Below are 21,170 nucleotides of genomic sequence, written 5' to 3' on the forward strand. Positions count from 1 at the left end.
GCGTGTGTGGACCGTTCGGCCCGCCGGCCACCCACCTCATTCTGCGGGCCGCATGCCGAGGAATCTTCCATGAGCACCATCGAAAAGCTGCCCACCAGCGGCTCCCCCTTTGCCACCATCCGTACCGAAGACAGCGCCGATGGCGCGGCCCACTGGCTGTTCATGCACGCCGACGCGGCCACCGGCATCCGCCCCTGCTGCCGCAAGGACATGCTGGATGAAATGTGGAGCTACATGGCCGCCATCACCCGTGGCCCGGCTGAACGCAACAGCGGCAAGCTGCGCCACTTCGTGCTGGCCTCCGACGCCGCCGCCTACAACCTGGGCGGCGACCTGGACCTGTTCACCCGCCTGATCCGTGAAGGCAACCGCGATCTTCTGCTCAGCTATGCCCAGCGCTGCGTGGAGGGCGTACACCACCTGCACACCGGCTTCGGCGGCGACATCCGCTCGATTGCCCTGATCCAGGGTGACGCACTGGGCGGCGGCCTGGAAATGGCCCTGGCCTGCCACACCATCGTTGCCGAAGAGGGCAGCGGCCTGGGCCTGCCGGAGGTGCTGTTCGGGCTGTTCCCGGGCATGGGCGCCTATTCCTTCCTGTGCCGCCGGGTCTCCCCGCACCTGGCCGAGAAGATCATCCTGGACGGACGCGTCTACAGCGCCGAGGAGATGTACGCGATGGGCGTGGTGGACGTCCTGGTGAAGAAGGGAGAAGGACGTGCGGCGGTGGAAGACCTGATCCGCCAGCAGCAGCGCATCCCGCAGTCGTACCTGGCAATGAACGCCGCGCGCGCCATCGCCCAGCCGGTCAGCTACGACGAACTGCTGGAAATCACCAAGGTCTGGGTCGACTCCGCCCTGGTTCTTGGCGACCGTTCGCTGCGCACCATGGATCGCCTGATCAAGGCCCAGACCCGTCGCGCCAGCCTCGACGCAGCCTGATTCACCCTCCCCCAGAAGGGTTCAAGCCCGGTTGGCCACCGGGCTTTTTTTATCCGTGCTGCTGCCCTCGTTCAACCCTGCTGGCGCAGCAGGAACGCCTCGATCACCGCAGCCAGGCGCGGCGGGCATTCCTGCATCGGGTAGTGCCCGCAATGGCCCAGCACCTGCAGTTCCGCCAGCGGGTGGCAGGCCAGGAACGTGCTCTGCATCGCCGCGGTATCCAAGCCAGGATCACGATCGCCGATGATGACCAGCAAGGGCGTGCGCAACCCCCGCACCTCCTCCACGAAATCCGTTTCCACCAGCATGCGCAGGTACGGCAGCCGACAGCAGGCGGCAACGTTGTGGCGGTTGCACTGCAGCTTCGCCTCCACCCAGGGGCCCGACAGGCCCGGCGACACAAAGGCGAACAACCTGCGCAGCGCGGCATCGTCGGTGGTGGTGCTGGCAAAGAACGCCAGCGCCTCGCCCTGCAGGCGGTTGCCGGCGGCAGATACCGGGCAGATCGCGATCGCGCTGGCGATACGCTGCGGCGCATCCACCGCCAGGCGCTGGGTCAGCATGCCGGCCATCGAATGCCCGATGACATGGAAGCGCGACCATCGCAGCCGATCGGCCAGTTCCAGGCAGTCGGCCGCCATCTCCGGCAGGCTGTAATCGCCCCACATGCCCATCGAGCGGCCGTAACCGCGCACATCGACGAAGGCGTAGGTGAAGGCAGTGCCATCAAGCCAGGGCAACAGCGGCGCGTAGCCACTGTGGTCGCCCAGCCAGTCGTGCAGCACCATGACGCGTCGAGGGCCGTGGCCGTGCAGCACATGACCCAGGCCACGGTCGGCCGCTGCGTGGGAATCGGGGAGCGTGTTCATGCAGGTTCCTTGAAATGAAGGGGAACCAAAACGAGACGCCCTCCGGGCGGACCGGGAGGGCGTCTTGTCTTGAACAGGCCCGCATGCGATCAACCGCGCAGGCGGCAATCAATCAGCCGTTTTTCCCGGCCGGCCCCGCCGTCACCGCGCCTCACCGTCATCGGCAGCACTGCGCAGCCGGCGTTCGGCCCGCGCATCCAGCGCGCGGCGGCCTTCCTTGATCGCTTCCTGCAGGATCGACAGGCGCGTGCGCCATTCCGCCTTCAACTGCCAATCGGCCATGCGCATCAGCTCACCGGCCCGGTTGGCCGCGCGCATCAGGCCCAGGTTGCTGGCCACGCCCTTGATCGCGTGGGCCTGCTCGCGGAAGACCTCCCACTGCGCACCCTCACCGGACTGCTCGGCCTTGCCCATGCAGGTGGCCGCATCTTCCAGGCACTGGCGGATGAACTCGCGCTCGAATCCCTCGCCCATGCCCAGCGAGGCCAGCTCATCGAGCACGCTGCTGTCGAGCACCCCCTCCGGCAACGCGGTGGATGAGCGCACCACGGGCGCAGCCATGGTCTTCAACTGCGCGTTGCTGGCGATCTCGGCCAGGGTGTCGAGCAGGCGCACGGCCACCACCGGCTTGGCCAGGAACGCGTGCGCCCCAGCCTGGGTGCAGCGCTGGATCGCCTCGGGCGTGACATCGGCGCTGAGCACCAGCACCGGCGTGCGCGGACCGCCGCCGGCCTGCATCACCCGCAGCTCCTTGAGCATGTCCAGCCCGCTCATGCCCGGCATGTGCAGGTCCACGATCACCGCATCGAACTCGCTGTCAGCCAGCGCGTCGAGCACCGCTTCACCGCCATCCACGCACAGCACGCGGTGGCCGGCTTTCTGCAGCAGCCGCTGCAGCACCATGCGGTTGGCCTCGTGGTCGTCGGCCACCAGGATCTGCATGCTGCGCACCCGCGCGCGATGGCGCAGGAACGGATCGGCAAAGGCGATCACATTGCCACTCTGGCCGGTGTCATCGCCGCCGGCCAGCGTCGGTACCGCACCCGGCACCATCGGCTGCGGCGGCGCGAACGGCAGTTCAACCCAGAAGTGGCTGCCGCGCGGCGGGTTGTCCAGATAGCCGATGTCACCCTCCATCGCTTCGACCAGGCCCTTGGCGATGGTCGTGCCCAGGCCGGTCCCTTCATGGCGGCGCGCCATGCTCACATCGGCCTGCTCGAACGCATCGAACAGCCGCGGCCGCATCGCAGGCGGCACGCCGATACCGGTATCGAGGATGTCAAAACGCAGCCGCACCGCGCCGCTGGTGTCGGCGTGGACCACGCCCACCCGGATCTCGACGCGGCCGTGATCGGTGAACTTGACCGCATTGCCGGCCAGGTTCAGCAGGATCTGGCGCAGGTGACCGACATCGCCGCGCAGCCGCGGAGGGACGCCATCGGCCACCTTCACCCGGTAGTCCAGGCGCTTGGCCTTGGCCTGTGGCAGCAGGATCAGGCCGATGGCCTGGATGACGTCGGTCAGCGCGAAATCCTCGGCCACCACCCGCAGCTTGCCGGCCTCGATCGCCGAGATGTCCAGCACCTCCTCGACCAGGGCCAGCAGGCTGCGCGACGACGCCTGGATGGTGTTCAGGCATTCGCGCTGCTCGTCATCCAGCCGCGTGGTGGCCAGCACTTCGGTCATGCCGTTGAGGCCATTGAGCGGCGTGCGGAATTCATGGCTCATGTTGGCCAGGAAGCGGCTCTTGGCCTCGCTGGCGCGGCGCGCTTCGGCCATCGCTTCGGTCAGCTGCCGCAGCAGCGTCGAGAAATACAACGGCACCGCCGCAAGCCCCAGCCAGAGGCCGATGGCCAGGCGGAAGTTGCGCTCCCAGTAGGGCGTGAGCAGCACAGTGGAACCGAAGCTGACCATCGCCATGGCCACCGCCACATACAGGTAGTGGTTGCCAAAGCGCATGCCGTTGCCGACGGTCACCCACATCACCACGATGTAGACCCAGGCCAGCGGCTCGCCCATCTGCACCATGCCGGCGGCGATCAGGCCATAGTCGGCCAGCATGCCCAGCACGCGGCGCGGGTCGGAACGGCCGGGGCGCCACAGCAGCCAGCCAAACAGCAGCACTGACAGGCTCAGGCCGGTCAGCACGATGGCCAGCACGCCCACGTACTGCGTGTGCGGCAGATCGTGGCGCGGCGCCGGCAGCAGCACGTAGGCCAGGATCAGGCTGATCAGGACGATGCGGACGATCTGTTGCCCATGCTCGCTGTCCTGCCGCTGGGACAGGCGCAGTCGCAGCCGCGACCACGCGCGTTTCACGCGCCCAGCCCCGGCCGCGCCGATGCCATCGAGTGCTCGGCACAGATGTGCTCGAGCTGTTCGCGGCCGCGCAGCAGTGCGTCCACGCAGCGTGGGTCGAACAGGCGCCCGCGCTGTGCATACAGATAGGCCAGCGTGGCTTCCATGGTCCACGCTTCCTTGTACGGGCGTGGCGATATCAGTGCGTCAAACACATCGGCCACGGCGACGATGCGCGCCTCCAGCGGAATGGCATCGCCCACCAGGCCATCGGGATAGCCGCTGCCGTCGTAGCGTTCATGGTGGCGCAGCGCGATCAACGCGCCGACCTGGATGAAGCGGTTCTGGCTGCCGCTGAGCAGCTCGTGGCCGATACGCGGATGCCGGCGCATGATCGCCAGTTCTTCGTCGTTGAGCTTGCCCTGCTTGAGCAGCACCGCATCGGGAATGGCGATCTTGCCCATGTCATGCAGCGGCGCGGCCATCTCGATCAGGCGCACATCGTCTTCGGGCAGACCCAGCTGTTCGGCGATCAGGCCGGCCACGCGCGCCATGCGCTCCAGGTAGGCACTGGTGCCGGCATCACGGAACTCGATCGCCCGCGCCAGCCGCGAGAGGGTCTCGCGCTCGCGCTCCTCGACCTCGTGCATGCTCGCCAGCAACCGCTGTTCCAGCGACAAGGCGCGCTACTTCACGTTCTCGGTCTGCTGGCGCAGCTGCAACAGGTTGTAGCAGCGCGCGCGCAGTTCGCGCGGACGGATCGGCTTGACCAGGAAATCGATGACACCCGCTTCCAGCGCCGCCTGCCGGATCGGCTCGTCGCCCACCACGGTAATCAGGATCACCGGAATGTCGCGGTGCTTGGGCAGACGCCGGAAGCGGCGGGCGAATTCCAACCCGTCCATTTCCGGCATGCGGTAGTCGAGCAGCAGCAGATCGACCGGGTGCGCTTCGCACCAGGCCAATGCAGTCAGCGGATCGCCGAAGTCGTACACACTCAGTTCGGGCGCGATGTCTTCGATGACATGGCGCAGCATCGTCCTGGCGGACGTCTGGTCGTCAACAATGACGATGTTCAACGCATATTCTGCCTGGTTTTTCGACCATGCTGGATCATCAGCAGGCGAGGATATTCTGCCGCTGCGAACGCTCGCACCCTGCATCGGCCTGACTCCCGTGTCATGCGTCCCGGTTCATGATCGTCATCACGGCGTGAAGCGGGCTCTCCGCACCGTGCCCTCCCCCGACGCCGATCAAGCCATACAGGACGTCAAGGGAGTGCAATAACGATACGCCTAGCGCGATAGGCGTCAATCGCGCCGTCTCATTTCGCGACGGCGCGCACAAACGGTGTCAGAAAGACGTCTTACTGCTCCGGACGCATGTACGGGAACAGCAGTACGTCGCGGATCGAACTGCTCCCGGTCAGCAGCATCACCAGGCGGTCCACGCCGATGCCCAGGCCGCCGGTCGGGGCCATGCCGTACTCCAGCGCACGGATGTAGTCGGCATCGTAGTGCATCGCCTCGTCGTCACCGCCTTCCTTCGCGGCCACCTGGGCCTGGAAGCGCTGGGCCTGGTCTTCCGGGTCGTTCAGCTCGGAGAAGCCATTGGCCAGCTCCTTGCCGTTGACGAACAGCTCGAAGCGGTCGGTATAGCCCGGGTCATTGTCGTTGGCGCGGGCCAGCGGCGAGACCTCGACCGGGTGATCGGTGATGAAGGTCGGCTGGATCAGGGTGTGCTCGACGGTGGCTTCGAAGATCTCCAGCAGCAGCTTGCCCCAGCCGTAGGATGGCTTGACGCGGATCTTCAAGCGCTCGCAATGGCGCAGCAGCGCCTCGCGGTCGGTGCAGTCGGCCGCGGAAATTTCCGGATTGTGGTGGCGTACCGCCTCGTCCATGCGCCAGCGACGGAACGCCGGGCCCAGGTCGATCTTCGCACCGTCCCATTCCACTTCGGTACCACCGTTGACGGTCTGCGCCACATCGCGGATGACGCCCTCGGTCAGGTCCATGATCTCGTTGTACGTGGCATAGGCCTCGTACAGCTCCATCATGGTGAATTCCGGGTTGTGGCGGGTGCTGACACCTTCATTGCGGAAGTTGCGGTTGATCTCGTACACCCGCTCCAGGCCACCCACGGTCAGGCGCTTGAGGTACAGCTCCGGCGCCACGCGCAGGTACAGGTCCAGGTCCAGCGCGTTGTGGTGGGTGGTGAACGGCTTGGCCGCCGCGCCGCCGGGGATGTAATGCATCATCGGCGTTTCGACTTCCAGGAAGTCGCGGTTGTCCAGCCACGCGCGCATGGCGCGGATGATCTTGGAGCGCTTGATGAAGACCGCGCGCGATTCCGGGGTCACGATCAGGTCGACGTAACGCTGGCGGTAACGCTGCTCGACGTCGGCCAGGCCGTGCCACTTGTCCGGCAGCGGACGCAGCGACTTGGTCAGCAGGCGGATCGACTCGGCCTTCACCGACAGCTCGCCGGTCTTGGTGCGGGTCAGGCCACCTTCGACGGCGATGATGTCGCCCACGTCCCAGCCCTTGAAGGCGGTGTAGGCATCGCCCAGCACCGCACCCTGCAGGAACAGCTGGATGCGGCCGGACTCGTCCTGAATCTGCGCGAAGCTGGCCTTGCCCATAATGCGCTTGGCCATCAGGCGGCCGGCCATCTTCACCTGGCGGCCGTTGCCTTCCAGCGCCTCGGCGGTCCACTGTTCGGCATCGGCGAATTCTTCCTGCAGGCGACCGGCGAAGTCCTGGCGACGGAAGTCGTTCGGGTACGCGATGCCCTGCCCACGCAGCGCTTTGAGTTTCTCACGGCGCTCGGCGATCAACTTGTTTTCGTCGACGGGGGGGGTATCGGTAGCTTCGCTCATGGATCTGCGGGAATCGTGTAGTGAGGGGGGATGCTGCGCCCGGCACAGCCGGTTGCCCAGCATACCAAAACCGCCCTGCCCCGGCCCCGGGCCGGGCCCGCCGCCCGGTAGGCGCCAACCTTGGCTGGCGCTCTGCCTGTCGACCAAGGTCGACACCTACCAGGCCGCGCGGGGTCGGTATCATCCGTTTCCGGGGAAGGCCTGCCGCAGTTCGTCCACCAGCACCCGCTGGTTCTCCGAATAGTCGATCGGCACCGACACCAGATGCACCCCACCCTCGTTGAACGCCGCCTCCAGGGTCGGGATGAACTGCTCGATGGCGGTCACCTCATGCCCCTTGCAGCCATAGGCCAGCGCATACTTCACGAAATCGGGATTGCTGAAGGTCATGCCGTAATCGGTGAAGCCGTCCACCGCCTGCTTCCAGCGGATCATCCCATAGGCGCCGTCGTTGAGGATCAGCACCACCAGGTTCAGACCGAGCCGGCGCGCGGTTTCCAGCTCCTGGCTGTTCATCATGAAACCGCCGTCGCCGCACACCGCCAGCACCCGACGCTGCGGGTACAGGATCGAGGCCATGATCGCCGACGGCAGGCCCGCGCCCATCGTCGCCAGCGCATTGTCCAGCAGCAGCGTGTTGGCCACCTGGGTGCGGTAGTTGCGCGCAAACCAGATCTTGTACATGCCGTTGTCCAGCGCCACGATGCCGTCCGGCGGCATCACCTGGCGCACGTCGTGCACCAGCCGCTGCGGGGTGAAACCGGCCTCCTCGGCACGGTCGGCCAGGTGCTCCAGGATCGTCGTGCGCAGCGGCAGCAGCGCATCGGCGTTCGGCACCGCCCCTTCGATGCGATCGGCCAGCTGGGTCAGCGAACGGCCGATATCGCCGATCACCTCCACCTGCGGGAAGTACACCTGCTCCACCGCCGCCTGCGAATAGCCGATATGGATCACCGTCGGGCCACCGGGGCGCATCACGAACGGCGGCTTCTCGGTCACCTCATGGCCGATGGTCACGATCACGTCGGCCTGGTCGATGGCCATGTGCACGTAATCGCGCTCGGTCAGCGCGGCGGTGCCCATGTACAGACCCGACCCACCCGCCACCGCGCCCTTGCCCATCTGCGTGGTGAAGAACGGAATGCCGGCGCGCAATACGAACGCCGACAGCGCCTCGCTGGACTGCGGCCGCGAGGCGGCCGAGGCGATCATCAGCAGCGGCCGCTTGGCAGTGCGGATGATCTGCGCCGCGCGATCCAGCGCCTCCGGGCTGGCAATCGGCCGATCCACCGCATGCGGCGGAATCAGTGCCACACCCTCCACCTCATCGGCGGCGATGTCCTCGGGCAGCTCCAGCAGCACCGGGCCGGGGCGCTCTTCCTGGGCGACGCGGAAGGCCTCGCGCACGATGGTGGGGATGGTACGCGCCGAGACGATCTGCCTTGCCTGCTTGGTCAGCGGCTTCATCGTGCTGACGATGTCCACGATCTGGAAGCGCGCCTGCTTGCTGGCGACGATGCCTTTCTGCCCGGTGATCATGATCACCGGCCACGCACCGAGCAGCGCGTAGGCCGCGCCGGTGGTGAAGTTGAGCGCGCCCGGACCGAGCGTGGCCAGGCATACGCCGGGCTTGCCGGTCAGCCGGCCATAGGTGGCGGCCATGAACACCGCCGCCTGCTCGTGGCGGGTGATGACCAGCTCGATGCTGGAATGGCGCAGGGACTCGACCACGTCGAGGTTCTCCTCGCCGGGGATGCCGAAAATACGCTCGACGCCTTCGTTCTCAAGCGCGGCGACGAGCAGGTCTGAACCCTTGGACATGGGAATGCCGTCCTTTTTTCGCTGGACTGATGGTGGATCGTTGCAGGAAGGATGAAAGGCGCGCGTCAACGCTTGTCGAACCACACCGTCTGCGCGTTGACGAATTCGCGGATGCCGAAGTGCGACAGTTCGCGACCGAAACCGCTCTTCTTCACCCCGCCGATCGGCACGCGCGGGTCGGAGGCGGAGAAGCCGTTGACGAACACGCCGCCGGTCTGCAGCCGACGCGCCAGCTGCATAGCGCGGGCCCGGTCGCCGCTCCACAGGTTGCCACTGAGGCCGAACTCGCTCTGGTTGGCCAGTTCCACCGCGTGGTCGGCGTCGCGGGCGCGGGTGATCGAGGCCACCGGACCGAAGGTTTCCGTGTCGAAGGCCTGCATGCCCGGCTCCACCCCGGCCAGCACGGTGGGCGCATAGAACGCGCCCGGCCGGTCCAGCTGATGACCACCGACCAGCAACTGCGCACCGGCGTCCACCGAGGCGCGCACCTGCGCATCGAGCTGTTCGAGCAGGTCCTGGCGTGCCATCGGACCGATGCGGTTACCCGGGTCGCGGCCGTCGCCGATGGTCAGCGCCTGCACCTTCTGGCAGAACTGCGCCACGAACCGGTCGTAGACCGCGTCTTCGACGATGATGCGCTTGCCGGCAATGCAGACCTGCCCGGTGTTCTGGAAGCGCGAAGCCACGGCCGCGTCGACCGCGGCATCCAGGTCGGCATCGGCCAGCACGATGAACGGATCCGAGCCGCCCAGCTCCAGCACCACCTTCTTCAGCGCCTGCCCGGCCTGGGCGGCAATGCTGCGGCCGGCGGCCACACTGCCGGTCAGAGTCACCGCCGCGATGCGGTCATCGGCGATCGCGCGGCTGGTGCCCTCGCGGCTGATGTTGGCGGCGATGAAGGTGCCCTCCGGCAGCCCGGCATCACGCCAGGCGGCATCGAGCAGCTGCGCGGTGCCGACGATGTTCTCGGCCGGCTTGAGCAGGAAGCCGTTGCCGCCCATCAGGATCGGCACCGCCGCGCGCATCACCTGCCAGTACGGGAAATTCCACGGCATGATCCCCAGCACCACGCCCAGCGGCAGGTAGGACACGTAGGCCTTGTCGTCGGGCACCTGGGTCGGCTCGTCGCGCAGGAATGCCGCGCCGTGGTCGGCGTACCAGTCGCACAGCACGGCGCACTTCTCGATCTCGGCCAGCGCTTCGGCCTGGACCTTGCCCATTTCGGCGGTGGCCAGCGCGGCCAGTTTCTCGCGGTCACGACGCAGCACTGCCGCCATCGCGCGCAGCACGCCTGCCCTCTGCTCAAGGCTCCGGCCGCTCCAGGCGGCAAACCCGGCCTGGCCGCGAGCGAGCAGCGTTTCCAGTTCGGCGTCGGAGGCGAAGGGATGGCTGGCGATCTGCTGGCCCGTGGCCGGATCGCGGGAAATGGCGGTGCTGGGGGCAGCGGACATGCAGGTCTCCTGGTGTCTCGACAACGGGCGGTTGCCCGTCTCCTGCACGGGAATGTGGACCTGTTCGATGGCAGCAACAAGGCGTCTGCTTATCCTGTGACCTGCACTTACCTGCCTGAATGGGGTTGGGTTCCCGGCAGGGCTGCGCCCTGCACCCGCCGAAGCCAGAGCAACGTCAACGTCAACCGCAGAAGCTGGTTTCCTGTGGGATGGGGGGTGGGTCCGGTGGCAGGGGACGCCGTAAACCCGTCCATGGGGGCTTGGTCGCGGCATCCATGCCGCTCACACCCCTGCCACCGGACCCGCCCTACCTTCGACAGTTTCCCGCGATCTGTTGGAATGGATCCCACTTCAGATGAATTTCGATATCTGACAGATGTGTCGACCAAGGTCGACACCTACCAACAGCCGCGCGAAATCTGTCTGTGGCGGGGCGGTGTGGGTTGGCAGGACCGTTGGCGCCATGGATGGCGCCATCGAGCCCCCAGGGACGGGTTTACGGCGTGTCCTGCCAACCCACACCGCCCCGCCATGCCACGAATTACCAGCTTTTGACGTTGCCGTTGCATTGGGCAGGTGCAGGGCTGCAAGCCCTGCCGGACAAACCCCCTACTTCCGCAGCAGGTAGGTCACCAGTGACAGGTCGTGCCGGCTCTCCGGAACCAGCGCCACGTACTGCAGGTCCAGCACCCCGCGGGTGGGGTGGTTCAGCTTCTTCGCTCCCTCGTCGAAGCGACGCACGTCGTGCTCCGGCCACCACTGGCGGAATTGCTCGCTGTGCGCGGCAATGTCCTCGGCCAGCGCCAGGAACGGCGCCTTGTCCGGCGCCTGCGCCATCGCTGCACGGAAACCGGCCAGCAGCCCGCGGGTCATTTCTTCCCAGTTGAGGATCAGGGTGCGGTACGGCGGGTACAGGAACATCAGCCGCAGCGTGTTGCGCTCGTGCGGCGCCAGCTGGCTGTAGTCCACGAACAACTCGGCGATGGCCGGGTTCCAGGCCAGGATGTCAAAACGGGTGTTGCGCACGTAGGCCGGGATCGGCTGCATCGCTTCCACCAGCTGGCGCAGGCCGTCGGTCACGCTCTCGTCCGGCGATTCCAGCGGCACGCCGTAACCGGACAGCGCAAAGGCATAGGCGCGCTCGTCATCGCTCAGCCTCAGCACTTTGGCCAGGCGCTCGAGCACTTCCGGCGAGGCGCGCACTTCACGGCCCTGCTCGATCCAGGTGTACCAGCTGACGCTGACGCCGATGGCCAGCGCGACTTCCTCGCGCTTCAGCCCCGGGGTACGCCGGCGCCCGGCCGGAAGGCCGAGCGTGGCGGGGTCGACACGGGCGCGGCAGGCCTTGAGGAAGCCGCCCAGTTCCTTGCGTTCACCTTCACTGCGCATCATCGCTACCGCCGCACGTGTTGTAGCGTCGAGCCACGCTCGACGGATCTGCTACCCGCAAAAGCCAGCCAAGCATGGCTCGGCTCTACAGAAAGCCGGATCAGCCACCCTCGGCGTTGCACACGAGGGTGATGATATCCGCGCAGGCGCGCCGATCAGGCATCGAGGCGCTTGGAGCCCACGGCCAGGCCCGCCTTCAGGCTGGCCTCGACGAACTCGTCCAGGTCACCGTCGAGCACCTTCTGCGTGTCGGAACGTTCGATGCCGGTGCGCAGGTCCTTGATGCGGCTCTGGTCGAGCACGTAGTTGCGGATCTGGCTGCCCCAGCCGATGTCGGACTTGGTGGCTTCCACCGCATCCTTTTCGGCGTTGCGCTTCTGGATCTCCAGCTCGTACAGCTTGGCGGCCAGCATCTTCATCGCGTTGTCGCGGTTCTGGTGCTGGCTGCGGCCGGTCTGGCAGGCCACAACGATGTTGGTCGGGATGTGGGTGATACGCACCGCCGACTCGGTCTTGTTCACGTGCTGGCCACCGGCACCGGAGGAACGGTACACGTCGGTGCGCAGGTCGGCCGGGTTGATGGTGATATCGATGTTGTCATCGATTTCCGGCGACACGAACACCGAGGTGAAGCTGGTGTGGCGGCGGTTGTCCGAGTCGAACGGCGACTTGCGCACCAGGCGGTGCACGCCGGTCTCGGTCTTCAGCCAGCCATAGGCGTAATCGCCTTCCACGCGCAGCGTGGCCGACTTGATGCCGGCGACATCGCCACCGGACACTTCCATCAGCTCGGTCTTCCAACCGCGCGATTCGCACCAGCGCAGGTACATGCGCAGCAGGATTTCGGCCCAGTCCTGGGCTTCGGTGCCACCGGCACCGGCCTGGATGTCGACGAATGCGGCGGCGTTGTCCATTTCGCCGGAGAACATCCGCTGGAACTCCAGCTTCTCCACGTGCGCCTGGTGCTTGTCCAGGTCGGCGACCACCGCCAGCGCGGTCTCTTCGTCCTGCTCGGACTCGGCCAGCTCCAGCAGCTCGGTCGCATCGGTCAGGCCGTCGAGCACCGACGCGATGCCGCCCACGGTCTTCTCCAGGCTCGAGCGCTCGCGCCCCAGGTTCTGCGCGTACTCGGCGTTGTTCCAGACGTCGGGGCTTTCCAGCTCCCGCGTTACTTCTTCAAGACGCTCTTTCTTGGCGTCGTAGTCAAAGATACCCCCGGAGCGACAGCACGCGATCGGTCAGATCGGTGATGCGCTGGCGGACAGGATTCAATTCGATCATGTCGGCGGTTATGCAATCAAAAGATGACTGCCAATGATACCGCAGCCGCCCTGCCCCGGCGAGGCAGGCCGGCGCGGCAGGGCCGACCGCTGGACACGGGCCGGCACGATGCCGGTAGACTTCCCGACCGCCGCGGGAACAGGGGCCACGCGGTCATTCCCAACCCAAGGAGCACCAATTCAATGACGATCATGCGTTCCACCCTGTGCCTGGCCGCCTGCCTGCTGGCCGCCAACGCCTCGGCCATCGACCTGAAGGGCCTGACCAGCACCGGCCTGAAGGCCGGCAAGGCGCTGACCCTGTCCGACGCGGAAGTCTCGGCCGCCGCCGACCAGGCCTGTGCCTACATGGACAAGGACAACCAGGTGGTCACCGGCAACGATCCCTACGCCCAGCGCCTGGCCAAGATCACCCAGGGCCTGTCCAACGAGGACGGCCTGAACCTGAACTTCAAGGTCTACCGCACCGCCGACGTCAACGCCTGGGCCATGGCCAACGGCTGCGTCCGGGTCTACACCGGCCTGATGGACATGGCCAGCGACGACGAAGTGCGTGGCGTGATCGGCCACGAAATCGGTCACGTGAAGCTCGGCCACAGCAAGACCAAGATGCGCACCGCCCTGCTGGCCTCGGCCGGACGTGAAGGCCTGGCCGCCTCCGGCAACGGCAACCTGACCCAGCTCAGCCAGGGCCAGTTGGGCGAACTGGCCGAAGGCTTCATCAACGCGCAGTTCTCGCAGAAGGAAGAGAGCGCCGCCGATGAGTACGGCTACCAGTTCATGAAGCGCCACAGCTACGACCCGGCCGCCCTGGCCAGCATGTTCCGCAAGCTGTCCAGCGACGGTGGCCTGATGTCCTCGCATCCCGGCTCGGAAGCCCGCGCCGCGCGCATCGACGCGATGATCAAGAAGGACAAGAAGTAATCCCTGCGCGGGCGGGCCGACCGGTCCGCCCGCTCAGCCCCCCGCCAGGGCCTGGCGCAGCAGGGGCAGCTGTCGCCTACTGCACGGTACTTTGACTCCATCTGCCATGTGAAGCAGGGCTTCGCCCCCGTCCAGCGGCTCGATGGAGCGCAGCTGGTCGCGGTTGATCAGCCAGCTGCGGTGCGGCCGCAGGAACAGCGCCGGGTCCAGCCGCTGCTCCAGCACCGCCATGGTGATCCGCAGCGGGTAGTCATGCCCGCGCACACGCAGGTTCACGTAATTGCCTGCGGCCTGGGCGTATTCCACATCCCCGGTGGCGACCAGGAACTCCTTGCCCAGCTTGCGCACCAGGAAATGCTGCGGACGCTCGACCGGCTCCACCGGCGGGCCCACATCGGGCTCGGCCAGCAGGCTCGCCTCACCCTGCCGGCGCCGGCCGAACCAGCTGGCGAAGTGCTCCAGTGCCACGAACAGCGCGAACGTGCGCACATCCTTCAGGTATTCGTAGGCAAGACGCTCCAACCAGCCGGCATCATCCTGGTAACGGTAGCCCAGCGCTGCATAGGCCAGATGCCGCACCAGCATCATGCCCACCACGTGCAGCAGCGACCAACCCACGCTGGCCAGCAGATACATCGGCAAACGCCGCGTCCAGGTATCGGCATGCAGCGGCCAGCGCTCGCAGCCCCACCACAGCAGCGGCAGGGTCAACAGGACCATGCTGAGGCTGCTGAATTCCCAGATCATGGGCTCCCACAGCCCCAGATCGCCCCCCCGGCGCGCAGCGTCCATCACCTCGACCAGCGCATTGGTCACTGCCGAGGCCGAGAGGATCGCGGCCCACAGCAGCAGGCGGGTGGACGTGCGCCAGCGCGGAGGACGGCCTGGGGCCATTGCAACTTCCATGGTGTAGTGGCTCTCCAGCCTGCCTGAAGGGACCGAGGGTAGCCGCTCCATTGGTCCCATCACGCCCGCCATTGGTCACTGCACGCGCCCCGGCAGGCCCCTGGCGATGGTCCGGGCCACCGGCGAGGGCGAGATTGGCGCCACCTCCCGGCCTGGCCCGACCATGACCCGACGCTACGACATCGACGCCCTGCGCGTATTCGCATTCGCGCTGCTGATTCTCTACCACACCGGCATGGCCTACGTGGACGACTGGGGCTTCTACCTCAAGAGCGTGCACACCGCCGAATGGCTGCAATGGCCGATGCTGTTCTTCAACCGCTGGCGGATGTCGCTGCTGTTCCTGATCTCGGGTATCGCCATCGCGCTGATGCGCCCTGAGGGAAGACTGCTGCGCTTTGCCGGCCTGCGCACCTGGCGGCTGCTGCTGCCGCTGCTGTTCGGCATGTTCGTGATCGTGCCGATCCAGCCCTATTGCGAGGGCGTTGCCAACGGCCATGTGGCGCCAGGCTTCGGCCACTTCCTGCTGCGCTACTGGCAGGTACGGCCGTGGCCGGAAGGCAGCTTTGCCGGCTGGCAGTACGGCATCACCTGGAACCATCTGTGGTACCTGGCCTACCTGTGGAACTACACACTGGCGCTGGCGCTGTTGATGCCGGTGCTGGGCCTGGCCATGGTGCGCAGGGCCGTGGCCGGCGTGGCTGCCTCGCCGACCCTGCTGATCGGCATCCCGTTCGCCCTGCTGCTGACCTGGGTGATCTGGCTGGAGCCGATCTACCCGTCCACCAATACGCTGGTGGGCGACTGGTACCAGCACGCCAAGTACGCCACGGTGTTCCTGGCCGGCTACCTGCTGGCGCGCGAACCGATGTTCTGGGAACGGGTGGTCGCCCTGCGCCGCACCACGCTGTGGCTGGCCCTGGCCGCCATCGGCTGGTACATGGGCCTGCGCATCCTCGGCCAGGTGCTGCCGGGCGACTCACCGCTGCGGCAGTGGCCAGAACCGTTCTGGGATCTGCAGGTCAGGACCACCCAGTCGCTGTATGTGTGGACCGCGCTGCTGGCCATCCTCGGCTGGGGCAAGGTGCTGCTCGACCGTCCGTTCCGCTGGCTGCCGTACTGCACCGAGGCGATCTACCCCTGGTACATGCTGCACCAGAGCCTGATCATCGCGCTGCTGTTCTGGCTCAAGCCGCTGCAGCTGGGGCCGTGGCTGGAGCCGACCCTGCTGCTGGGCGGCACGGTGGCTGGCTGCCTGCTGATCCACGAACTGCTGATCCGACGCACGCGCTGGTTGCGGCCGCTGTTCGGGCTGCGCGCCGATGCAGGGCCGAGCCCACGCTCGCCTGCGTCTGCCATGAGCCGAGCATAGGCTCGGCTCTATCGGTCCACCCACCGATAATCCGCTATCGTCGGCGGCTGCGCGCACGGCATCGCTGATCAAACGCACCGCGCGGTTTCGGCTCTACCCATCCACCCATCGATAGACAATCAGGACAACGGATGTTCCAGACGCATTGGCACCTGTGGTTGCAGCAGACCTTCGACAGCAGCTGGATGCTGTCGCTGATGCAGTTCATCAGCCTGCTCGGTTACGAAATGGCCTATACGGCGCTGATCCTGCTGTGCGCGTTCGGTGCACGCCTGCGTGCCGGGCTATGCGTGATGCTGGCGGTGCTGCTGATGGCCTGCGCCACCCACGCGATCAAGCAGGGGGCCGCCCTGCCCCGCCCTTCGGACGTGGACGCACGTGTGCTGGATAAAGGAGTTCCGTCGCATCCGTTCGTGGTCGATGGCGGCGGCCATACGTTCTGGTCACTGCCCGACGCGCAGGCCACCGCGATAGTGCGCGCGCAACCTGATGCCGATTACGGTTTCAACAGCGGCCATGTCGGTGTGGCCACCGCCGCCTGCGTTGGCCTGCTGCTGGCCTTCGGCGTCCGCCGCCGCTGGCTGCGCTGGGCCCTGGTGCTGGGCTGGCCACTGCTGATGGCGTTGTCACGCATGTACCTGGGCCGGCATTTCCTCGCCGACGTACTGGCCGGCTGGCTGATCGGCATCGGTGTAGCCCTGCTGGCCTGGCAGCTGATGCCGGAGCTGCGTGCGGCGCAGCGATGGCAGTTGCCGCTTCTGCTGGGCCTGGGCACGCTGCTGGCTTGGGCGGCGGCAACCACGCGCTACGTGCCAGTAGGTGAGGCCGGGCGGCTGCTCGCACTGGGCCTGCTGGTGGCGTGGCTGCAGTGGCGCGGCTGGCCGGTCGATCCACGGGGCGTTGTGCAGCGGGTAGCACGCGTGGTCGGCGTGGTGATGATCTACCTGCTGGCGCGACCGGTCATTGATTGGCTGGCTGACAGCATCCCGCTGCCCAATGCCCCGGCAACCGAACTGCTGTGGCAGACCGTCGGCACGTTGGCGGTCCTCGGTGGCGGCGTGGCGCTGGCGCGGTGGATTCCGCGCCAACGCCCGCCGATGCCAGAGCGCCCCCGGTAGATCCACGCCATGCGTGGATAGGTCGTTCCCGACCCTGCGACGGCCACGCATGGCGCGGCTCTACCTCACCTCGAACTCGCCCACCAGCACGGTCTCGGCGCGGTCCTTCAACCGCAGCGTGACGCTCTGGTCCTTCTGCTTCGGCGTGCCCCAATGCGTGGTCATGCGCAGCATCAGCGTGGTCGCACCGGTCACCAGCTGCTGGCGGCTGCCGAAGTAGTTCGCTTCCACCTTGTAGGTGCCGGGCTTGGCGTTGCGCAGCGAGAACTGCTCGGGCCCATAGCCCCCGGTGAAGTCCTGCGACATCTGCCCGCCCTGGTAGGTCAGGCGGTTGCCGTAGTACGCGCGCTCGCCGTTCGGATCGGTCACCCAGAGGTCCATGTCACTGTTGTCGGCATCCCACGACAACACCACGCGCAGGTCCAGTGGCATCGCCTGCAACAGGCGCGGGTCGATGCTGCCGGTGTCGAGCCGGGGCGTGCTGCGTGCAACCAGATGGGTCAGCTCATCCAGCGCGATCAGCGCGATGCCATCGAAGCGGCTGTCCCACGGCCGCACCACCACCTGGTACAGCGGCGCCAGCGCCTGCTGCGGCTTCCCGGCGGCGGCCAGCGCCAGGCCGAGGTCACGGAAACTCTGCGGTTCTTCCTGGCCCATCGCCAGCACCTGCTCGAACACCGGCACCGCCAGCGCGGGCGCATCGGCCTGCATCAACCGGTAGCCAAGCACGCGCAGCAGGTGGCGGTTGTCCAGATCCATCTCGGCCAGATTCGACAGTACACGCAGCGCCAGCTCGCGCTGGCCCTGTTCCAGCAGCAGATCGGCCACATCCAGGAAGAACGCACTGCTGTCGGCATGCGCATCCCGCTCGGCGAGGTAACGGTCGTACAACTGCGAGGATGGCCCTTGGCGCAGACGCTGGGCGATGGCCGAATCCGGCTGCCATGCCGCCAGCTGGATGCCGAGCTCGCCGTCGTTGGCGGGTCCGGCTTGATCGATCGCCGAACCGGTGACCACCACCGCGTCGAGCGCCTGGTTCGCCGCGGACACCGAGCGACGTGCACGCGCGCTGCCAGCTTCCCTGCGCTGCTGGGCCGCCGCTGCCATCGGCGCAGGCGGGGCTGCCGGAGCAGGTGCCGCCAGCATCGCCACCGGCGCCGACTCCATCGCAGCATCTGCAGACGCCACTTCCAGCGCTCCACCCTTCAACTGCGGCGGCGCATCCTTCGGCCAGCTGCGGCTCCACCACTGCTGGCGCTCCTTCCAGCGTGCGGCCACCTCGTCCAGACGCCGGCGATCGGCAGCGGCGCGGTCGCTCACCTGGCGTGCGAAGCGGGCGTCGTACTCGGCGCGCAGCTTGCCCGCCGGACGGATCGCGTAGCGCAGGTAATCCTCCAGCGTTTCCAGCACGATCAGCGAGGTATCCGGCCCGACCAGGCCGAACTGCTGCGACAGGCGCTGCATCGCCTCGCGGTTGCCGCGACGGTCAGCCGCCAGCTGCTGCAGGCGCGCCTGCGCCCACAAGCCGGCGAGCAGTTCACCGTCGTCGCTCTTCTGCGTGGCCGGCAGCGCCAGCCACTCACCACCACCAATGCGCACCCGCATCGGCACACCGTCCGCCGCCAGCCGCGCGTGCAGCCACAGCCAGCCTTCGGCTTCACTGCGGCGGTCGATCACCACGTCCTGCACGCCACGTCCCGCGTCGACCTGCACATCCAGCGGCGAAGACAGCAGTGCACGCGCGGCGGCATCGACGTCGGCTTCCAGGGCGACGAAGCGGCCACCGTGCGCTTCACTCCAGCTGCGCAGGCGCGTGCTGTCGGTGCGGGCACCGGCGCTGCTGACGGCAAACAGGCGCTGATCCGTCGCCATCGCTGGCAGCTGCTCCGGCCCGTAGGTCAGCAGGCCGTCGCTGACCAGCAGGTACTCCTTCACGCTCGGCTGCGGCTGCCACTGCGCCAGCGCACTGGCACCGTCCGGGCGCACCGCCTGCAACGCCGCGCGCAGCTCGCTCCAGTTGCCTGCGCGGATCCGGAAGCGGCGCACCGGCTCGGCACGGTCGCGCAGCAGGGTCAGCGCGACCGTGCCGTTGCCCATCGCGGCGAAGTAGCGATCCAGCAGCGCGAACTCACGTGCGCGGTCGCGCTGGCCGGAGGAACCCGAACCGTCCCACAGCAGGCCGACCTCGCTCGGCGGCGTGCGGGGGGGGCCGCTGGCCGGCACCGGCACCTGCGCCAGCAGATAGTGGCCGTCCTGCCACGGCGCCACCTGCACCTGCGGCTTTCTTTCAGCCGGCAGGGTCCATTGCAGCTGTGGCGGCAGCTGCGCACCCTGGCCCTGCCATTGCAGCTGGCCCGCGGTGATCTGGAACGGTGCGGTACCTGCGGCCATCGCCCCCGGCGCCTGCACCTTCACTGCAACGGAGGCGGCCCCTGCGGCGAACTGCAGCGGCAGCGTCCATCGCCAGCCCTGGCCCGAGAAGGCCAGCGGCTCGCGCAGCACCAGCTGCACGCGGCGACTGCCACCGGCCGGCAGCGGGTAGATGCGCAGGCGGAACTGGTTGCCCGCCGTCTGCTCGAGCAGGCCGGGGTCGACGCCACGGCGGGCGATCTCCTCGAAGACCTGGCGGCCGCGGTCCTTGGGCACCGGCACCGCCTCGCGCAGTTCGCCGCCGATATCCAGGGCAAACCCGGTGATCTGCTGGCCCTCGGCCAACGGGAACTGCAACTCCCCTTCCAGCACCCGACGATTCGGGTTGTGGAACTCCAGGGTGATGCGGGTCTGGGCGATGCCGGCCTGGATGTCGCCTTCGATGCGGGCCTGGCGCAGCGCGATGGGCTGCTCGGCGCCGGCAACCTGCAGTAGTGGCCCCGACCGGACGGGCCGGACGGCCTTGGTGGACTGCGCCTGGGCAAGTCCGGCGACAACGCAGAGCAGCAAGGCCAGTACGGTTGGAATCACACGGCGGACGAGGGGCATCGGACTGCTCCAGCGGGAGGTTGGACGGTTCAACGCCTGGGTGCGGGGAATGGGGTTGCTGGGAAGGCAGAAATGGCTGGACACGGCATTCAACGGCCTGCGCCAAGACTTCGCGCCAGTACCGACGGCGAGGCCAGCAGATTCCTGCTGTCACAGAACCCTTCATTCCGTCGCATTCGCCCTCGTTTCAGCACACCTCCCAGTGTGCGCTGCTTGGGGATTCTGTCTGCCTTCAGGGGCGGGCCGGGCCATGTCCGGCAAGGCTTTCGGCTCGATTCCGAGCTATGCGACAATGCCTAAAGCGTCACCGGGATTGGCGGATTTGAGCCCAACTCCTTGGCATGTCGTGTAACCGGGCGTAATCCTTGCCGGGCCACCGAGAAAGGGTGGTCGGGGCTCGAAATCCCGGGAACACGACTGTAGTTTGCGCTTGCCAGCCGGCACCACCTCGCGTGGTGCCGGCTGGCAATCCGTCGGCCGGCGCTGCCCCCACGTCCATCCGTGAAGCGGCCGCTTCCGATCCCGCCCTCGATTCCAACAGTCTCGTTGCCATCCTGCACAGCATTGGTGCCGGTGGTGCGTCCGATGGCCGGCCCTGGCCCGAGCGCCAATTGCTGCCGGGTCGGAGGATTGCCTTGGCAGATGCCGATTGTGCGTTGGCGGGCCAGCGTGTGGTGCAGGAAATTCTGCTGGCTGCGGAACGCGCCCGCCAGAATGGCGATCCGGATCAGTATGTGGGTGATCGTGTGATGGAAGGTCTGGCGATGGCGTGCCTCGCGCTGACCGTTTTCATCCAGGAACGCGTGCGGCCGGTTGCCTGACAAGGTGATGGTATGAGCTGGCAGGAAAGTGAGAGGTGTAGTCGAGCGAGCTTGACTCTACCGGGAGAGCGCAGTCGAGCAAGCTCGACTCTACCGGGGAGGTGCGGTCGAGCTTGCTCGAC

At 67.2% G+C, this 21,170-nt stretch carries 14 protein-coding genes and 1 pseudogene; 5 read left to right on the forward strand and 10 right to left on the reverse strand.

The window, feature by feature from the left end; all coding sequences use genetic code 11:
- Positions 1-69: 69 nt before the first annotated feature.
- Positions 70-942 (forward strand): crotonase/enoyl-CoA hydratase family protein, encoded by an 873-nt coding sequence (locus tag AC5YGJ_RS19385; RefSeq protein ID WP_249844111.1) that lies wholly within the window; start codon positions 70-72, stop codon positions 940-942.
- A 71-nt stretch (positions 943-1,013) separates the two neighbouring features.
- Here the strand turns inward: AC5YGJ_RS19385 and AC5YGJ_RS19390 are convergent, their stop codons facing one another.
- From AC5YGJ_RS19390 to prfB, 8 genes and pseudogenes are all read right to left on the reverse strand, one after another.
- Positions 1,014-1,811, reverse strand: a complete 798-nt coding sequence (locus AC5YGJ_RS19390) for an alpha/beta fold hydrolase (RefSeq protein WP_496187454.1) — start codon at positions 1,809-1,811, stop codon at positions 1,014-1,016.
- A gap of 141 nt (positions 1,812-1,952) precedes the next feature.
- On the reverse strand, positions 1,953-4,130 hold the full coding sequence (locus tag AC5YGJ_RS19395; protein ID WP_496187455.1) for a response regulator: 2,178 nt from the start codon (positions 4,128-4,130) through the stop codon (positions 1,953-1,955).
- Positions 4,127-5,272, reverse strand: a pseudogene (rpfG, locus tag AC5YGJ_RS19400) (cyclic di-GMP phosphodiesterase response regulator RpfG). Before rpfG ends, AC5YGJ_RS19395 begins: the two are co-directional and overlap by 4 nt.
- A 203-nt stretch (positions 5,273-5,475) precedes the next feature.
- On the reverse strand, positions 5,476-6,987 hold the full coding sequence (lysS, locus tag AC5YGJ_RS19405) for a lysine--tRNA ligase (RefSeq protein ID WP_249844115.1): 1,512 nt from the start codon (positions 6,985-6,987) through the stop codon (positions 5,476-5,478).
- Between the two features lie 180 nt (positions 6,988-7,167).
- Positions 7,168-8,808: an acetolactate synthase large subunit gene (locus AC5YGJ_RS19410; protein ID WP_496187456.1), complete on the reverse strand. Its 1,641-nt coding sequence runs from the start codon at positions 8,806-8,808 to the stop codon at positions 7,168-7,170.
- A 65-nt stretch (positions 8,809-8,873) separates the two neighbouring features.
- Positions 8,874-10,259, reverse strand: a complete 1,386-nt coding sequence (locus AC5YGJ_RS19415; protein WP_496187457.1) for an NAD-dependent succinate-semialdehyde dehydrogenase — start codon at positions 10,257-10,259, stop codon at positions 8,874-8,876.
- Positions 10,260-10,868: 609 nt separating this feature from the next.
- The gene (locus AC5YGJ_RS19420) at positions 10,869-11,651 is read right to left on the reverse strand and encodes a helix-turn-helix transcriptional regulator (RefSeq protein ID WP_496187458.1); all 783 of its coding nucleotides are present in this window, start codon (positions 11,649-11,651) and stop codon (positions 10,869-10,871) included.
- 152 nt (positions 11,652-11,803) lie between these two features.
- Positions 11,804-12,929 (reverse strand): peptide chain release factor 2 gene (gene prfB / locus AC5YGJ_RS19425; RefSeq protein WP_107232471.1). Its coding sequence is split into 2 segments (ribosomal slippage): positions 11,804-12,853 and positions 12,855-12,929, totalling 1,125 coding nucleotides; the frame shifts between segments, so codons are not numbered across the junction.
- Between the two features lie 182 nt (positions 12,930-13,111).
- On the opposite strand from prfB, the gene AC5YGJ_RS19430 reads away from it, so the two are divergent.
- Positions 13,112-13,852 carry a M48 family metallopeptidase gene (locus AC5YGJ_RS19430; protein WP_080393032.1) on the forward strand — a complete coding sequence of 247 codons (741 nt, stop codon included), beginning with the start codon at positions 13,112-13,114 and terminating at the stop codon, positions 13,850-13,852.
- Positions 13,853-13,885: 33 nt separating this feature from the next.
- Here AC5YGJ_RS19430 and AC5YGJ_RS19435 read toward each other — a convergent pair whose 3' ends face one another.
- Complete coding sequence (locus AC5YGJ_RS19435) at positions 13,886-14,746, reverse strand: LytTR family DNA-binding domain-containing protein (RefSeq protein WP_496187459.1); 861 nt, start codon at positions 14,744-14,746, stop codon at positions 13,886-13,888.
- A 175-nt stretch (positions 14,747-14,921) separates the two neighbouring features.
- Between AC5YGJ_RS19435 and AC5YGJ_RS19440 the strand changes: the two genes are divergently transcribed.
- Together AC5YGJ_RS19440 and AC5YGJ_RS19445 are read left to right on the forward strand one after the other, a co-directional pair.
- Positions 14,922-16,130 (forward strand): acyltransferase family protein, encoded by a 1,209-nt coding sequence (locus AC5YGJ_RS19440; protein ID WP_496187460.1) that lies wholly within the window; start codon positions 14,922-14,924, stop codon positions 16,128-16,130.
- Between the two features lie 131 nt (positions 16,131-16,261).
- A complete protein-coding gene (locus AC5YGJ_RS19445) occupies positions 16,262-17,248 on the forward strand; it encodes a phosphatase PAP2 family protein (RefSeq protein ID WP_496187461.1) in 987 nt (328 codons plus the stop codon).
- A gap of 60 nt (positions 17,249-17,308) precedes the next feature.
- Here the strand turns inward: AC5YGJ_RS19445 and AC5YGJ_RS19450 are convergent, their stop codons facing one another.
- Entirely contained in the window at positions 17,309-20,227 is a 2,919-nt protein-coding gene (locus tag AC5YGJ_RS19450) for a DUF2135 domain-containing protein (protein ID WP_496187462.1), read from the reverse strand.
- Between the two features lie 452 nt (positions 20,228-20,679).
- Between AC5YGJ_RS19450 and AC5YGJ_RS19455 the strand changes: the two genes are divergently transcribed.
- On the forward strand, positions 20,680-21,048 hold the full coding sequence (locus AC5YGJ_RS19455; RefSeq protein WP_496187463.1) for a hypothetical protein: 369 nt from the start codon (positions 20,680-20,682) through the stop codon (positions 21,046-21,048).
- Positions 21,049-21,170: the final 122 nt, after the last annotated feature.

This window comes from Stenotrophomonas sp. CS3K5 (assembly GCF_059515225.1).

Bases quoted from the DNA above. Each gene is read 5' to 3' on its own strand.
- AC5YGJ_RS19430 (WP_080393032.1), top strand. From the start codon at position 13,112: ATGACGATCATGCGTTCCACCCTGTGCCTGGCCGCCTGCCTGCTGGCC.
- AC5YGJ_RS19445 (WP_496187461.1), top strand. From the start codon at position 16,262: ATGTTCCAGACGCATTGGCACCTGTGGTTGCAGCAGACCTTCGACAGC.
- AC5YGJ_RS19410 (WP_496187456.1), bottom strand. From the start codon at position 8,808: ATGTCCAAGGGTTCAGACCTGCTCGTCGCCGCGCTTGAGAACGAAGGC.
- lysS (WP_249844115.1), bottom strand. From the start codon at position 6,987: ATGAGCGAAGCTACCGATACCCCCCCCGTCGACGAAAACAAGTTGATC.
- AC5YGJ_RS19385 (WP_249844111.1), top strand. From the start codon at position 70: ATGAGCACCATCGAAAAGCTGCCCACCAGCGGCTCCCCCTTTGCCACC.
- AC5YGJ_RS19440 (WP_496187460.1), top strand. From the start codon at position 14,922: ATGACCCGACGCTACGACATCGACGCCCTGCGCGTATTCGCATTCGCG.
- AC5YGJ_RS19415 (WP_496187457.1), bottom strand. From the start codon at position 10,259: ATGTCCGCTGCCCCCAGCACCGCCATTTCCCGCGATCCGGCCACGGGC.
- AC5YGJ_RS19450 (WP_496187462.1), bottom strand. From the start codon at position 20,227: ATGCCCCTCGTCCGCCGTGTGATTCCAACCGTACTGGCCTTGCTGCTC.
- AC5YGJ_RS19390 (WP_496187454.1), bottom strand. From the start codon at position 1,811: ATGAACACGCTCCCCGATTCCCACGCAGCGGCCGACCGTGGCCTGGGT.
- AC5YGJ_RS19435 (WP_496187459.1), bottom strand. From the start codon at position 14,746: ATGGCCCCAGGCCGTCCTCCGCGCTGGCGCACGTCCACCCGCCTGCTG.
- AC5YGJ_RS19420 (WP_496187458.1), bottom strand. From the start codon at position 11,651: ATGATGCGCAGTGAAGGTGAACGCAAGGAACTGGGCGGCTTCCTCAAG.